The organism is Selenomonas sp. FOBRC9 (assembly GCF_000287655.1).
Classification (GTDB): domain Bacteria; phylum Bacillota; class Negativicutes; order Selenomonadales; family Selenomonadaceae; genus Centipeda; species Centipeda artemidis.
Window position 1 is genome coordinate 217,008 of sequence record NZ_ALJR01000003.1, and the last position, 13,481, is coordinate 230,488.

Annotated in this window: 16 protein-coding genes; 1 reads left to right on the forward strand and 15 read right to left on the reverse strand. The window is 58.3% G+C overall.

Annotation, left to right across the window (positions count from 1 at the left end; all coding sequences use genetic code 11):
- Positions 1-94: 94 nt before the first annotated feature.
- From HMPREF1147_RS01420 to dapF, 7 genes are read right to left on the reverse strand one after another with little or no spacing between them, the layout of a single operon-like run.
- Positions 95-733 (reverse strand): hypothetical protein, encoded by a 639-nt coding sequence (locus HMPREF1147_RS01420; protein WP_232208029.1) that lies wholly within the window; start codon positions 731-733, stop codon positions 95-97.
- Positions 734-778: 45 nt separating this feature from the next.
- Positions 779-1,993, reverse strand: coding sequence for a bifunctional phosphopantothenoylcysteine decarboxylase/phosphopantothenate--cysteine ligase CoaBC (gene coaBC, locus HMPREF1147_RS01425; RefSeq protein ID WP_009657354.1), 1,215 nt, complete (start codon positions 1,991-1,993; stop codon positions 779-781).
- 2 nt (positions 1,994-1,995) lie between these two features.
- Positions 1,996-2,226 (reverse strand): DNA-directed RNA polymerase subunit omega, encoded by a 231-nt coding sequence (rpoZ, locus tag HMPREF1147_RS01430; protein ID WP_009349650.1) that lies wholly within the window; start codon positions 2,224-2,226, stop codon positions 1,996-1,998.
- A 17-nt stretch (positions 2,227-2,243) separates the two neighbouring features.
- Positions 2,244-2,843, reverse strand: coding sequence for a guanylate kinase (gmk, locus tag HMPREF1147_RS01435; RefSeq protein ID WP_009657361.1), 600 nt, complete (start codon positions 2,841-2,843; stop codon positions 2,244-2,246).
- A complete protein-coding gene (locus tag HMPREF1147_RS01440) occupies positions 2,840-3,094 on the reverse strand; it encodes a DUF370 domain-containing protein (protein ID WP_009657248.1) in 255 nt (84 codons plus the stop codon). Before HMPREF1147_RS01440 ends, gmk begins: the two co-directional genes overlap by 4 nt.
- Positions 3,095-3,098: 4 nt before the next feature.
- Entirely contained in the window at positions 3,099-3,998 is a 900-nt protein-coding gene (locus HMPREF1147_RS01445; protein ID WP_232208030.1) for a YicC/YloC family endoribonuclease, read from the reverse strand.
- Entirely contained in the window at positions 3,980-4,819 is an 840-nt protein-coding gene (gene dapF / locus HMPREF1147_RS01450) for a diaminopimelate epimerase (protein ID WP_009657296.1), read from the reverse strand. Before dapF ends, HMPREF1147_RS01445 begins: the two co-directional genes overlap by 19 nt.
- A gap of 138 nt (positions 4,820-4,957) precedes the next feature.
- Here dapF and HMPREF1147_RS01455 point away from each other — a divergent pair, with 138 nt between their 5' ends.
- The gene (locus HMPREF1147_RS01455; protein ID WP_009657343.1) at positions 4,958-6,712 is read left to right on the forward strand and encodes an NFACT family protein; all 1,755 of its coding nucleotides are present in this window, start codon (positions 4,958-4,960) and stop codon (positions 6,710-6,712) included.
- A gap of 5 nt (positions 6,713-6,717) precedes the next feature.
- Here the strand turns inward: HMPREF1147_RS01455 and HMPREF1147_RS01460 are convergent, their stop codons facing one another.
- The 8 genes from HMPREF1147_RS01460 to rpsM form a co-directional block, all read right to left on the reverse strand.
- Positions 6,718-7,572, reverse strand: coding sequence for a MurR/RpiR family transcriptional regulator (locus tag HMPREF1147_RS01460; RefSeq protein ID WP_009657267.1), 855 nt, complete (start codon positions 7,570-7,572; stop codon positions 6,718-6,720).
- A gap of 108 nt (positions 7,573-7,680) precedes the next feature.
- Positions 7,681-9,093, reverse strand: a complete 1,413-nt coding sequence (gndA, locus tag HMPREF1147_RS01465; RefSeq protein WP_009657348.1) for an NADP-dependent phosphogluconate dehydrogenase — start codon at positions 9,091-9,093, stop codon at positions 7,681-7,683.
- Positions 9,094-9,127: 34 nt separating this feature from the next.
- Complete coding sequence (locus HMPREF1147_RS01470; RefSeq protein WP_009657381.1) at positions 9,128-10,450, reverse strand: MFS transporter; 1,323 nt, start codon at positions 10,448-10,450, stop codon at positions 9,128-9,130.
- A gap of 278 nt (positions 10,451-10,728) precedes the next feature.
- Entirely contained in the window at positions 10,729-11,061 is a 333-nt protein-coding gene (rplQ, locus tag HMPREF1147_RS01475) for a 50S ribosomal protein L17 (protein ID WP_009349641.1), read from the reverse strand.
- 20 nt (positions 11,062-11,081) lie between these two features.
- Positions 11,082-12,041: a DNA-directed RNA polymerase subunit alpha gene (locus tag HMPREF1147_RS01480; RefSeq protein WP_009349640.1), complete on the reverse strand. Its 960-nt coding sequence runs from the start codon at positions 12,039-12,041 to the stop codon at positions 11,082-11,084.
- Between the two features lie 50 nt (positions 12,042-12,091).
- A complete protein-coding gene (gene rpsD, locus HMPREF1147_RS01485) occupies positions 12,092-12,685 on the reverse strand; it encodes a 30S ribosomal protein S4 (protein WP_009349639.1) in 594 nt (197 codons plus the stop codon).
- 19 nt (positions 12,686-12,704) lie between these two features.
- The gene (gene rpsK, locus HMPREF1147_RS01490) at positions 12,705-13,097 is read right to left on the reverse strand and encodes a 30S ribosomal protein S11 (protein WP_009349638.1); all 393 of its coding nucleotides are present in this window, start codon (positions 13,095-13,097) and stop codon (positions 12,705-12,707) included.
- Positions 13,098-13,112: 15 nt separating this feature from the next.
- Positions 13,113-13,481 carry a 30S ribosomal protein S13 gene (gene rpsM / locus HMPREF1147_RS01495; protein WP_009349637.1) on the reverse strand — a complete coding sequence of 123 codons (369 nt, stop codon included), beginning with the start codon at positions 13,479-13,481 and terminating at the stop codon, positions 13,113-13,115.

Consider the following 13,481-nt stretch of genomic DNA (forward strand, 5'->3'; position numbering starts at 1 on the left):
AGAATCTTTCCACAAAAAAAGCCGCTGCATGTGTTCTCCATACGGCAGCCAGTGCTGCGGCGGTATGACCGCCATTCGTGATTTAGTTCATCGCTTAAAAGATCGGATAGCCGCCGTCCCGCGTAATTTTTCCTTCGTCGAGGCTCGTGATTTTCTCTCCCTTTTGCCGGGCGAGCACGGCGCGCAGGACATAGGCAGCCTCGCCCTGCCGCAGTTGTTCTTGTCTGATAACGCCGCCGACTCCTCCGCCCCTGACATGGCGGGCAATATATCCCGGGGTTCTGTCGGGCGCGGTGAGGAATACGCCCCCGTCCGCGGTGATGTCGCCTGCCTCGAGGAGAGCCCCGAACGGCTCAAAGTCTGTGTCCTTGTCATAGGTTCTATCGAACGCGGGAACATAGTACTGGAGGCAGCGCCACTCGCCCGTTTTCTTATCGTGGCGGAACCGATACGCGTACAGGTCTACCTCCCCATAGATGCCGGCATTTTCGTCAACCGTGCGGCGCAGACCGTCTACGCTGTAGTAAGTATAACGTGCGTCCGAATGACACTCAATACTGTCCATGTCAATCGTTGCGATATACATCGCATCAACGCCGACCTCCTCGGCATTCCAATAGGAATGCGTATACCGCCCCACCTCCGCCCAATCCTTCGCGGCGGCGGTACTTGCGCTCATACAGGCGCAAAGAACAGTGCAGAGCAGGACGAGTAATCTACAAGATTTCCACATGAACATCTCCTCCTTACAAAGCGTATTCTCGGCGGTGTTCTCCCCCTATCCCCGGTTTCTCCGCTCCAACTCATCCGCCAATCGGTCGAGGATGATGCCTGCGAGCTCAGATTTCGCCATGAGGGGATGTTCTTCTGCTCTGCCGTCTTTGAAAAAGATTTTGACGCGGTTCGTGCCGACGGAAAAGCCCGCGTCCTTCTCGGCGACGTTGTTGGCGACGATGAAGTCGAGGTTCTTCTTCGCGAGCTTGCCCTGTGCGTACGTCTCGACGTTCTCGGTCTCGGCGGCGAATCCGACGAGCACTTGGCGGGTCTTTTTCCGGCCGAGTTCCATGAGGATGTCGGGGTTGCGCTCGAGGGTAATGGTGAGCTGGCCGTCGGACTTCTTTATCTTTTGCGGGGCGATCTCTGCGGGGCGGTAGTCGGCGACTGCCGCCGCCTTGACGACGGCGTCGGCGTTTTCATACTCCGCCATGACCGCCGCGTACATCTCCCGCGCGCTCCGCACGTTGACGCGGCGCACGCCCGCCGGCGTGTCAAGATGCGTGGGAGCGGAGACGAGAATGACCTCCGCGCCGCGCCGCGCCGCCTCCGCCGCGACGGCATAGCCCATGCGCCCGGTGGAACGGTTGCTGAGGTAGCGCACGGGGTCGAGCGCCTCCTCAGTTCCGCCTGCGGTGACGATGATGCGCTGCCCTGCAAGGCTCTCCGCCGCAGCGAAGTGACGCTCGACAGCGGCGACGATCTCCTCCGGCTCAGGCAGGCGTCCCGCACCCGTCGTACCGCACGCGAGCAGCCCCTCTGCAGGAGGGATCACCTGCACGCCGCGATCACGCAGGCGCATGACGTTCTCCTGCGTGACGGGGTTCTCCCACATGCCCGTATTCATCGCGGGCGCGATGTAGAGCGGTGCGCGCGTGGCAAGCACGGTCGTCGTGAGGAGGTCGTCGGCGATGCCCGCCGCCGCCTTTGCGATGAAATTCGCCGTTGCGGGCGCGACGAGGACAAGATCGGCAAGCTCCGCGAGTGCGATGTGCTCGACGTGATGCGCGGGAATCTCCGTCCACATGCTGGTCGCGACCGCCTGCCCAGTGATCTCGCGAAAGGTCAGAGGTGCAACAAAGGACGCCGCCGCCCGCGTCATGACAACGCGGACTTCGGCGCCCGCCTTTTTCAGTCTGCTTGCGATCTCGACCGCCTTATACGCGGCGATGCCGCCCGTCACGCCGAGTACGATGCTGCGCCCCGCAAGAGTTCCCATGGTCAGATGCTCTCCTTGTAAAGATCGTAGCTGATCTTGCCCTCGGCGATCTCTTCAAACGCGTTCGTGACGTTCTTTGTCGAGCGCGCGAGTTCCGACTTGACCGGGTCGCCCTCGAGGAGCTGCCGTGCACGCTTCGCCGCGAGCACAACCATGCCGTAGCGGCTGTCCACCTTCGTCAGCAGCTCGTCTGTGGAGGGGTTGACCATGCCGATTTCCGCATTCGTTTTCATTATTCGTACCTCGTTCCTTAGTTCTCTATCTCAAACTGCGCCGGGTTCATATCCGCGCGAAACCGCTCCGCCGCGAGAATCGTTTGGATGCGCTTCACCGCAGCTTTTACGGTATCGTTGACGACCGCGTAGCGGTATTTCCTGCCGAGACGGATCTCGTCCTGCGCCGCGCTCAGACGCCGCGAGAGGTTCTCCTCAGTCTCCGTCCCGCGCTCCGTGATGCGGCGGCGCAGCTCCTCAAAGGAGGGCGGCAGGAGGAAGATGAACGTCCCGTCCGGACACCGCTCCATCACGCTGCGCGCACCTTGCGTGTCGATCTCGAGCAGGATGTCCTCGCCCGCGGCGCGCCGCGCTTCGATCGGGGCGAGCGGCGTGCCGTAGTAGTTGCCGTAGACGTCCGCATACTCGAGGAACGCGCCCGCGGCGATCATCGCCTCGAACTCCGTGCGCGTGCGGAAATAATACTCGCGCCCCTCCGCCTCGCCGTCCCGCGGGGCGCGCGAGGTCGCAGAGACGGAGTAGGCAATCCCCCGCTCGCGGACGAGGAGCTCCTTACAGACCGTCCCCTTGCCCGTGCCCGAGGCGCCGGAGATGACAATCAGCAGTCCTTTTTTCATTCCGCATCCTCCTTTCCGCCCACGCGGTTCGCGAGCGTCTCCGGCTGGAGTGCCGAGAGCACGATATGGCCGCTGTCCGTGACGATGACGGCGCGCGTCCGCCGCTTGTACGTCGCGTCGACGAGCCGTCCCGCGTCGCGCGCATCCTGCACCATGCGCTTGGCGGATGCGGACATCGGGGCGACGATGGCGACGATGCGCCCGGCGAATACGATGTCTCCAAAACCGATATTAATCGGTCTGATCTCCATGCTCTCACTCCAAATTCTGTACCTGCTCGCGCAGTTTTTCGACCTCATTCTTCATCGCAACGACGATCTGCTGTGCATCGGCATTGTTTGCCTTTGACCCGATTGTATTCACCTCGCGGTTGATCTCCTGCAGGAGGAAATCGAGCCGCCGTCCGACGGGCTCGTCCTCGGCGAGAATCGCGCGGAACTGCGCAAAATGGCTCGCGAGCCGCACGAGCTCCTCCGTAAAGTTCACGCGGTCGGCATAGAGCGCCGCCTCCTGCACGATGCGCGTCTCGTCGGGTGTGACGTCCTTGAACTCCGCGAGTACTTCATTCAAGTGCGCACGGTACTCCGCCACGATCTGCGGCGCGATCGCCGCAAGCTGCGCGCGCTGCTCCTCAAGCCGTGCCACGCGCATCATGAGGTCGCGTGCGATATGTGCGCCCTCCGTTAAGCGCATCCGGTCGAGCGCATCGAGCGCCCCGCGCACGGCATCCATGAACACCTCTCGCGCGCCGCCGATATCCGCACGTTCGCTCACCTCGATCACGCCGTCTCGCTCTGAAACAATGCGTACGCCATCATTCAGCGGGGCATCCACGGCATGCGCGACCTTGACGAGCGCCGCATAGTACGCACGCGCGAGGCTTTCGTTGACGCGGACGTCGTACTCTTTTTCACTGCGGTCTTCGAAATTGACAAAGATATCGAGTTTCCCGCGTGCCACATGCGTGCGGATCGTCTCGCGCAACTCGCTCTCCCACGCCCCGAACGCGCGCGGTATCCGCGGCGCAATCTCAAGGAACCGCTGATTCACGGCTTTGATCTCGACGGTCATGCAATACTCCGGCGTTTCCACCGTCGCCGCCCCGTACCCCGTCATGCTCCTGCGCTGCGTCTCGCTCATACCGTTCCCTGCCATACGCCCGTAAAGACCGGCTCTGCGGGTCCTGTCATAAAGATATGACCGTCCGCCCGCCACTCGACCCGAATCACGCCGCCGTCGACCTCGATGTCCGCCGCGCGGTCAAGCAGGTCGTTCAAGACGCCCGCCGTCAGCGTTGCGCACGTTCCCGTCCCGCAGGCGAGCGTGATGCCCGCACCACGCTCCCAAACACGCATCCGCGCGTGACTGCGATCCTTGATCTCGACGAATTCCGTGTTGATTTTGCGCGGGAAGAGCTCATGGTTTTCAAACTGCGCGCCGAGCTCCGCGAGAGGAAAATGCTCCGCGTCGTCCACGAAGATGACCGCATGCGGATTTCCCATCGAGACGCAGGTCATTTTGTACTCCTCACCTGCAACCGTGATTGGCGCCGCGATAACGCGCTCCGTGCCGAAGCCGCGCACGGGAATGTCGTCTCCTGCGAGCACGGGCACGCCCATGTCAACCTCGACAGCCGTCACCTTGCCGCCGCCCCGGATGATGCGCGGCGTCATGATGCCCGCAAGCGTCTCGATCGTGAACTGCTCCTTCTTGATGCGCCCGTATTCATAGAGACAGCGCGCAAAGCAGCGGATGCCGTTGCCGCACATCTCGGGCTCCGTCCCGTCGGGGTTGAACTCGCGCATCCGGATGTCCGCCGTGTCCGAGGGGCAGACGACCATCAGTCCGTCCGCGCCGATGCCAAAATGCCGGTCGCACATGCGCACGGCGAGCGCCGCGAAGTCCACGGGTTCTCTCTCAAGGAAGTCCACGACCACAAAATCGTTGCCGCAGCCCTGCCATTTGGTAAATTCCATCGTTTTCCTTGCCTTCCGTTCATTTATTCTTGCTGTATTATACGATGATTTTCCCTTCGGCGCAAGGCACGCTTGCGCATTCCGCCCCGCGGGTGCTATAATTTTCCCCGATACGATTTACGAAAGAAGGATACTGCTATGAGCCTTGACGGATTCTCCATGTCCGCGCTTGCCGCGGAGCTCGCGGACGCCCTCACAGGCGGGCGCATCGACAAGATCACGCAGCCCAACAAACAGTCCGTTGTTTTCTCCGTCCGTCAACCGGGAAAAAACATCCTCCTCTACATCAACACGAACGCGGGCAATCCCGCGGCATACATCATCGAGACCGCGCCCGAGAACCCGCCCGAACCGGCGACGTTCTGCATGGTGCTGCGCAAGCAGCTCGAGACGGGACGCATCGCCGCCGTCCGTCAGGAGGGGCGCGACCGCATCCTGCACCTCGACATCGACGTCATCGCGGGCGGCGGACGCATCGTCACGCGCACGCTCACCCTCGAGCTCATCGGCAAATACAGCAACATCATCCTCACCGAGGACGGCACAATCGTCGAAGCCCTGCGCCGCATCGGCGAGAACTCGAGCCGCGTCCGCACCGTCCTGAAGGGACTGCCGTATACACTCCCGCCCGCGCAGGATAAAATGGATTTGCTCTCGGCAAATATCAACGACATCATCACACGCGTACAGTCGGAAAGCGAAGCAAAGCTCTTTCAAGCGCTCATCGGAACATGTCTCGGATTCGGTCCCGTCTCCGCGAAGGAAGTCTGCTTTATGGCGGGACTCGCGCCGAATATCTCCGTCTCCACACTCGACGAGGCAGATTTTGTAACGCTCTCCGCTGCGCTCGACGAGCTCCGCGCGCTCATGGAGCAGCCCGCCCCCTCCCTGCGCCTCGATGAAAACGGCAAGGTCACCGCGATGGCGGCATTCCCGCTCAGCGAGATGCCCGGCACGCGGCGGCTCTCCTACCCGACCGTCAGCGCACTCATGATCGACGCCGACCGCAGGCTCGGCAGCTACGTCATCCCCGACCGCGAACGGTTCCGCCGTCTCGTACGCACAGAGCTCGCCCGCGCACGCGAAAAATACGGCAAGCTCGACGAGGAGATCGCCGCCGCCGAGAACGCCGAAGAGCAAAAAATTTACGCCGACAATCTCATGACCTACCAATATCAATACAGCGACCATGCGGATGCCGAAATCACCGTCGCGAACATTTACAGCGAGAGCGGCGAAGAGCTCACCATCCCGCTCGACCGGCGGCACACGATCATCCAAAATATGCAGGCATATTACAAAAAATACGACAAGCTCAAACGCGCCCGCACCCTCCTCGCCGTCCAGCAGGAACGCTGCGCCGCGAGCATCCGCCACCTTGAGAGTATCGAGGCGTCGCTCGAGGTCTCCGCGCGGCTCGCCGAGATCGCAGAGATCCGCGAAGAGCTCATCACGGCGGGCTATCTCCATGAAAAACTGCCGAAGCGCAGCAAAGACCGCCGCGCACAGCCCTTTACCTTCACCGCGCCCGACGGGATGCGCATCCTTGTCGGCAAGAACAACACGCAGAACGACGCACTGACCTTTAAGACTGCCGCCCCCAATGACATTTGGCTGCATGTGCGGGACATCCCCGGCTCGCACGTCGTCCTGCGCACGGGCGGCGCACCCGTCGCCGACGAGACGCTCCACCTCGCCGCGCAGCTCGCCGCACATTTCAGCAAGGCGCGCGGCTCCTCGAACGTCCCCGTCGACTACACCGGTATCCGCTTCGTCAAGAAACCTGCCGGTGCCGTGCCCGGATTCGTCCGCTTCGTCAACGAAAAAACGCTCTTCGTCACCGAGGACGAAGAGCGTCTGAAGGACATTCTCGCGCAGGATTCGGCATTGTAATCCGCTCACAATCGATGCTCTGCGATCACCTTGCGCATGTTCCGCAGATTCTCGCGGTACTGCTCGGGAATCTGCCGCGCAATGCCCGCATAAAGCACATCGACAATTGCAAGATGGACAAGTCGTGAAGCAACGGCTTCGGATCGGTAGTGTACTTCGCGCCCCATACCGACCAAGACGATCTCCGCCACCCGCGCGAGGCGGGAACGCGCATGGCTCGTGACGGCGATGATCGCTGCCCCGCGGCTCTGCGCCAGTTTTACACTCTCAAGGATTTCAACCGTATCGCCCGTATGCGATACCGCAATTACAACATCGCCCGCACCGAGCAGCGCTGCGGATGTGATCTGCATATGGGTATCCGAATATGCCCGTATCGCCATGTCGAACCGCAGAAAACGGGTCTCGATGTCGCGGCATACATTTGCCGAGTTGCCGACGCCGTAGACTGCGATGCGCTTTGCTCCGATGAGCGTTTCCACCGCTCGCTCTACTGCCGCATAGTCGAGCAGTTTCAGCGTATCCTGCAAACCGTCCGTGATATTACGAAAAATCTTTGCCGTAATGCTCTCAAACGAATCGTCGGCGTGTATATCCGTGCTCTCCGCGCCGCCCTCGGCGGACTGTTCGACTGCGACGGCGATCTTGAGACTCTGCCATCCGCTGCATCCGAGTTTTTTGCAAAAGCGCGACACGGTAATCTCAGATGTCCCCGTATCCTCGGCAACCTCCGAGATCGTACACTCTACCAGATGCCCCATATGCTGCACAATATAATCGGCAATACGCTTTTCCGCCTTAGTGAGACTCCCGTATGCCGTTCGAATGCGCGGAAATCGATCCATCTGCTCTGTCGCCATTCGGCTCCCCCTTTCTCCGATAATTTATTATAGCACAACTTCATTTTTTCCCATAGCAAAACAGCCCGTACATGATGTGCGGGCTGTTTATCGCAAAAGGCTTTTTCATCAATACGATTGAATCACATGATCCCATTGATGATGAAAACTACCGGGACGATCCGTGCGCTCATAGGTATGTGCCCCGAAATAATCACGCTGTCCCTGTATGAGATTCGCCCCCATCTGCGGAGCGCAGAGCATGTCAAGATAACTTACGGCGCTCAGCAGTGCCGGCACCGGGATACCGTGTACCGCGGCATATGCGCCGGTACTGCGCAGATCAGGCAGATACGAGCGAATCCGTGTAAGGAAAAACTCATCCAGGAGCAGCAGCGGCAGCTCCGGATCCTTCTCGTATGCCGCCGCGATATGCCCCAGAAGCTCTGCCTGAATGATACAGCCGGAACGGAAAATGCGTGCGATCCCGGCATAGTCGAGATGCCATCCATGCGTGCGTGCCGCCGCACGATAAAGCGCAAAGCCCTGCGTGTAGGCAATAATCTTGCCTATGTAGAGGCTCCGCCGCACCGTCTCGACGAAATTCGCCGGGACATCCGCGCGCGGCTCCGTCCCGAACCCTGCAGCGGCAGCCGCACGCTCTGCCGTACAGTTGGACAGAACACGAGCATTGCACGCCGCCGTAATCAAGGACAGGTCAACCCCCTCGCGCAGTGCCTCGATGCTCGTCCAGCGCCCTGTCCCCTTTTGTCCCGCACGATCAATAATCCGGTCAATGAGCATACCGCTCCCGAGATCATCCGGTTCACGCAGGATCTTGGACGTAATGCCGACGAGGAAGCTCCTCAGCTCGCCTGTATTCCACTCCTCAAATATATCGGACATCTGCGCATTGTCACAGCCGCCCGCATATTTGAGCAGGAGATACGCTTCTGCAATGAGCTGCATATCCGCATATTCGATGCCGTTGTGCACCATCTTGACATAGTGACCCGCACCGTCCGTACCCATATAGGCACAGCAGGGAACGCCGTCCGCCGCACGTGCTGCGATCGCCTCAAAAAACGGTGCGACATACGCATAGGCATCAGCATCTCCCCCGGGCATAACGGCGGGGCCAAAGCGCGCGCCGCGTTCTCCGCCGGAAACGCCGACGCCGAAATAGAACAGCCCCTTTGACTCGACATATGCCGCGCGGCGCACCGTATCCTCAAAGTACGAATTGCCGGTGTCCAAAATCATGTCGCCCGGCTCCATCACCGTGAGCAGCTCGTCAATCACATCGTCCACGGGCTTCCCTGCAAGGATCATCATAATGACCCGGCGCGGACGCTCCAACGCTCCTACGAACGCCTTCAGGTCATAATAGCCCTTGATCTGTTCATGCGGGTGCTCTCGGAGTACTTTATCCGTGAGATCCGGCGTAACATTGCAGACAGCGACAGAAAAGCCGTGATCTGCAAAATTGAGCGCAAGATTGCTGCCCATGACGCCCATCCCGTAAACACCGATGTTTGCCACATCACACTTCCTTTCCGACCCATTCTAAGGAATTTTACTTCTGCGTTCCATAAATCTTTTGTACACCGCGATGCGACAGGTAACAGAACGTCATGCAGAGCACAGCGCCGCACATGATGAGGTAAAAGCCGCTGTCCCAGCCGAAGCGGTCGACCACAAAACCGAAGAGCGTAGTTCCCATCGAGCTGCCGACAAGATAGCTCATAAAGCCGCGCAGACCGACCGCCGACCCGAGCGCAAAACTCGGTATGACCTCCATCGCCTGTACCGCTACCATGGACTGCGGAATGTAGATGAGACACCCCGTGATCGTCGCAAAGATCGTGATTGCAAAGACAGAGGACGACTGCATATAGCCGAATACACAGAGGAATACAACAATAAGACATGCAAGCGGGAGGAGCATGACCTTCCCTTTGAAATACTTATCAACGAGCCATCCTGCCACTAAAGTCGACGGAATCGCCGCCCATTCAAAGAGCATGAACGAGACTCCCATCTCCTCGCGCGACAGCCCTTTGACCGTCAGCAGATAGAGCGGAATCCATGTGATCATCCCGAAGCGAACCATGTAGGTAAAGACGTCGATAAGCACAAGGTACCATGAGTTGTCATTTTTGAACACATAGTTATAGAAAATCTGCCACGCCGACATGTCCTTCGGCTTTTCCTGGGCATTCTTGAGGAGTTTTTCCGTGACTGAATCCTCATGCGTCAGTTCCTCAACGGGCGGAAATCCCTCCTCGACCGGACGCCGCTTGACGAGCTTTAACACTACACCTGTGCACAGCAGGGCAATGACCGCAGGAACGATATAGGCCGCAATCCGCCAATGCTCCGTCCCAAGCCATGCCAGTGCCGCACCGACAATCGGCGACACCAGACCGCCGCCAAGATTGTGCGAAATATTCCATGTCGTGCTCGCACGCCCCCGCTGTGACCGAGAGAACCAATGACCGACCGTAATGATAGATGGCCCGACGCCCATTCCTTGACAAAGCCCCAAGAGAATGACCAGCGCCACGAAAATATAAAAACTCGTGCTGAATCCCATCAGGATATTGACTAAAATACAGAGTACTAAGCCAAGCGCCATGAAGTATTTGGGATTAGACTTATCCGCCAGCACGCTCATAAAGCCTTTGCTCAGACCGTACGTGATGAGCATACAGCTGCTCAAGAGCCCGATTTCCGTTGTGCTGAGCTGAAGTTCTTCTTTGAGGTACGGTGTGGAAAAGATGAAGTTATTGCGTACGATATAATACGCCGCATAGCCCACAAAAATACCTACGAGCGATTCCATCTTATACCGATTGAACTTCTTCATGAGCTCAGTATAATCCTTTTGCTCGTCCATGTTTCTCTCCTTTCTCTGCTGTCTGCATCGCCAAATTTAGATCGATGCCCTATACCGCTCAGAAATTTTGGTTTCCGGATAACCTTGATGAAAGTATATCACCTTGTATATATTTATGCAAGAATTATTTCATTTTATATTTTATATTTTGATATATTCCTATCATTTATTGAGATAATAACTTTTTGTTTCCATAGATAAATGAATTTTCTTCTGAATACAGCAAAAGAGCCGTCGTATCTTTCGATACAACGGCTCTTTATTACCGTATCCTTTTGTCAGACCAACTCGATGATCGCCATCGGGGCGGCATCGCCGCGGCGGGGACCGAGCTTCAAGATGCGAGTGTATCCGCTCTTGCGGTCAGTGTACTTCTCTGCGATTTCGCCGAAGAGTTTACGCACAACATCTTCCTCTGCCAGTGCTGCGATGGCCTGACGGCGCGCGCTGAGATCACCGCGTTTTGCGAGCGTGATGAGGCCGTCCGCAAGGGAGCGCAGCTCCTTTGCCTTTGCCTCAGTCGTCTCAATGCGTCCGTACTTGAAGAAGGATGTGAGGATGCTCTTCAGGAGTGCCTTACGGGCCGCAGAATTGCGTCCGAGCTTTCTCATGTGTGTTCCCACTCCTATCGTTATTCGTTTTCCTGTCTCAAGGAGAGTCCAAGCTCCTCAAGTTTTTTCTTCACTTCATCCAGGGATTTGCGCCCGAGATTGCGTACCTTCATCATGTCCTCTTCGGTCTTTTGCGTCAGATCGGCGACGGAGTTAATCCCCGCACGCTTGAGACAGTTGAAGGAACGAACGGAAAGATCCAAATCGTCAATGGTCATCTCGAGCACTTTTGCGCTGTCGTCCACTTCTTCGGGTGGGAAGTTCGCAACTTCCTCCTCCTCCTCGACCACGTTGCCGTCCATGTTCTGGAACAGGCGCAGGTGCATGACGAGAATGGCGGCCGCCTTGCTCACGGCTTCCTCCGGACGGATGGAGCCGTTCGTCCACACATCGAGGATCAGGCGGTCATAGTCCGTGACGTTGCCGACACGCGTGTCCTCCACCGTGTAATTGACGCGATGGACAGGCGAGAAGATGGAGTCGATGGGAATGACGCCGATGGAGTCATCCGGCTTTTTATTCTTATCGGCAGGGACATAGCCTCTGCCGCGTTCGACGGTCATTTCGATCTTGAGTTTGCCCGTCGCGTTCAGCGTCGCGATGTGCAGCTCCGGATTGAGGATCTCAATGTCGCTGCCGCACTCGATGTCGGCCGCCGTGACTTCACGCTCTCCCGCCACGTCAATACGGATGGTATGCGGATCGCTGCCCTGCATTTTGAGGCAGAGCTGCTTGATGTTGAGCACAATGCTCGTGACATCGTCGCGTACGCCCGGAATGGTGGAAAACTCATGAAGCACGCCGTCAATCTGAATGGATGTCACGGCCGCCCCTTCGAGCGAGGAGAGGAGCATACGGCGCAGGCTGTTGCCGAACGTCGTACCGTATCCAGGCTCGAGCGGTTCGCAGACGAAACGCCCGTAGCGTCCGTCCTCGCTGATCTCCGTGATCTCGATTTTCGGTTTCTCGATATCTGTCATCTATGTGCCTCCTCCATAATAAACGCGTAATGCAGACACATTCACATTCATTATTTGGAGTAAAGCTCGACGATGGCCTGCTCGTTGACAGGAACGTCAATCTCCTCACGATGCGGGAAACGTGTCACCGTGCCGGTGAGGTTTGCCTGATCGGCAGTCAGCCATGCGGGAGCGGAAAGTGCATTGCTGCTCTCTTTGAGTTCCTTGAAAAATGCGCTTGCGCGGCTCTTCTCGGCAACCTCGATCACATCGCCCTCGTGTACGAGTGCGGAAGGGATGTCAACGCGCTTACCGTTCACGGTGAAATGACCGTGGCGGACGAGCTGGCGCGCCTGACGGCGCGTGTTGGCAAGGCCGAGGCGGAACACAACATTGTCGATGCGGCGTTCGAGGAGGCTGAGGAGGTTCTCGCCGGTGACGCCGGACATCTTCTTTGCCTTCTCGTAGTAGCCGCGGAACTGACGCTCAAGGACGCCGTAGATGAATTTTGCCTTCTGCTTTTCCTTAAGCTGGAGGCCGTACTCGGAAACCTTGCGGTTCGTACGGCGGAGCTGGCGCGTGGACTGGCGGGAGCGGCCGAGTGTGGCGGGCTCGAGGCCGAGGGCGCGGCAGCGCTTTAAGACCGGTACTCTATCTATTGCCATGCTTTACATACACCTCCTGTTAGACGCGGCGACGCTTCGGCGGACGGCATCCGTTGTGCGGGATGGGCGTCACGTCTTTGATCATGTTGACTTCAAGTCCTGTTGCCTGCAGCGAGCGGATTGCCGCCTCGCGTCCGGCGCCGGGGCCTTTGACAAAGACCTCGACGGACTTGAGTCCATGTTCCATTGCAGCTTTTGCCGCCGTCTCCGCAGCCATCTGTGCCGCGAACGGGGTGCTCTTGCGGGAGCCGCGGAAGCCAAGGCCGCCGGCGCTCGCCCAAGAGAGTGCATTGCCGCTCTTATCCGTGAGCGTAACGATCGTATTATTGAACGTCGAGCTGATGTGTGCAACGCCCGACTCTATGTTCTTGCGAACTTTTTTCTTGGAACGTGTTGTTTTCTTAACAGCCACCTCTACGAGCCTCCTTTACTTTTTCTTGCCTGCAACGGCCTTTTTCGGGCCTTTGCGCGTGCGCGCGTTGTTCTTCGTATTCTGTCCGCGGACAGGCAGGCCGAGACGGTGGCGGCGGCCACGGTAGCAGCCGATATCAACGAGACGCTTGATGTTCATCTGAACCTCGCGGCGAAGATCTCCTTCGACCACGGCGTTCTTGTCGATGGCATCGCGAAGTCTGACGACTTCATCCTCCGTGAGATCTCGCGTACGGGCATCGGGGTTCACGTCTGCAATCGCGAGCAGCTTCTTCGAAGTCGTGAGACCGATTCCATAGATGTACGTCAGGGCGATTTCAATTCTCTTGTCACGGGGCAAATCTACACCGGCAATACGTGCCAT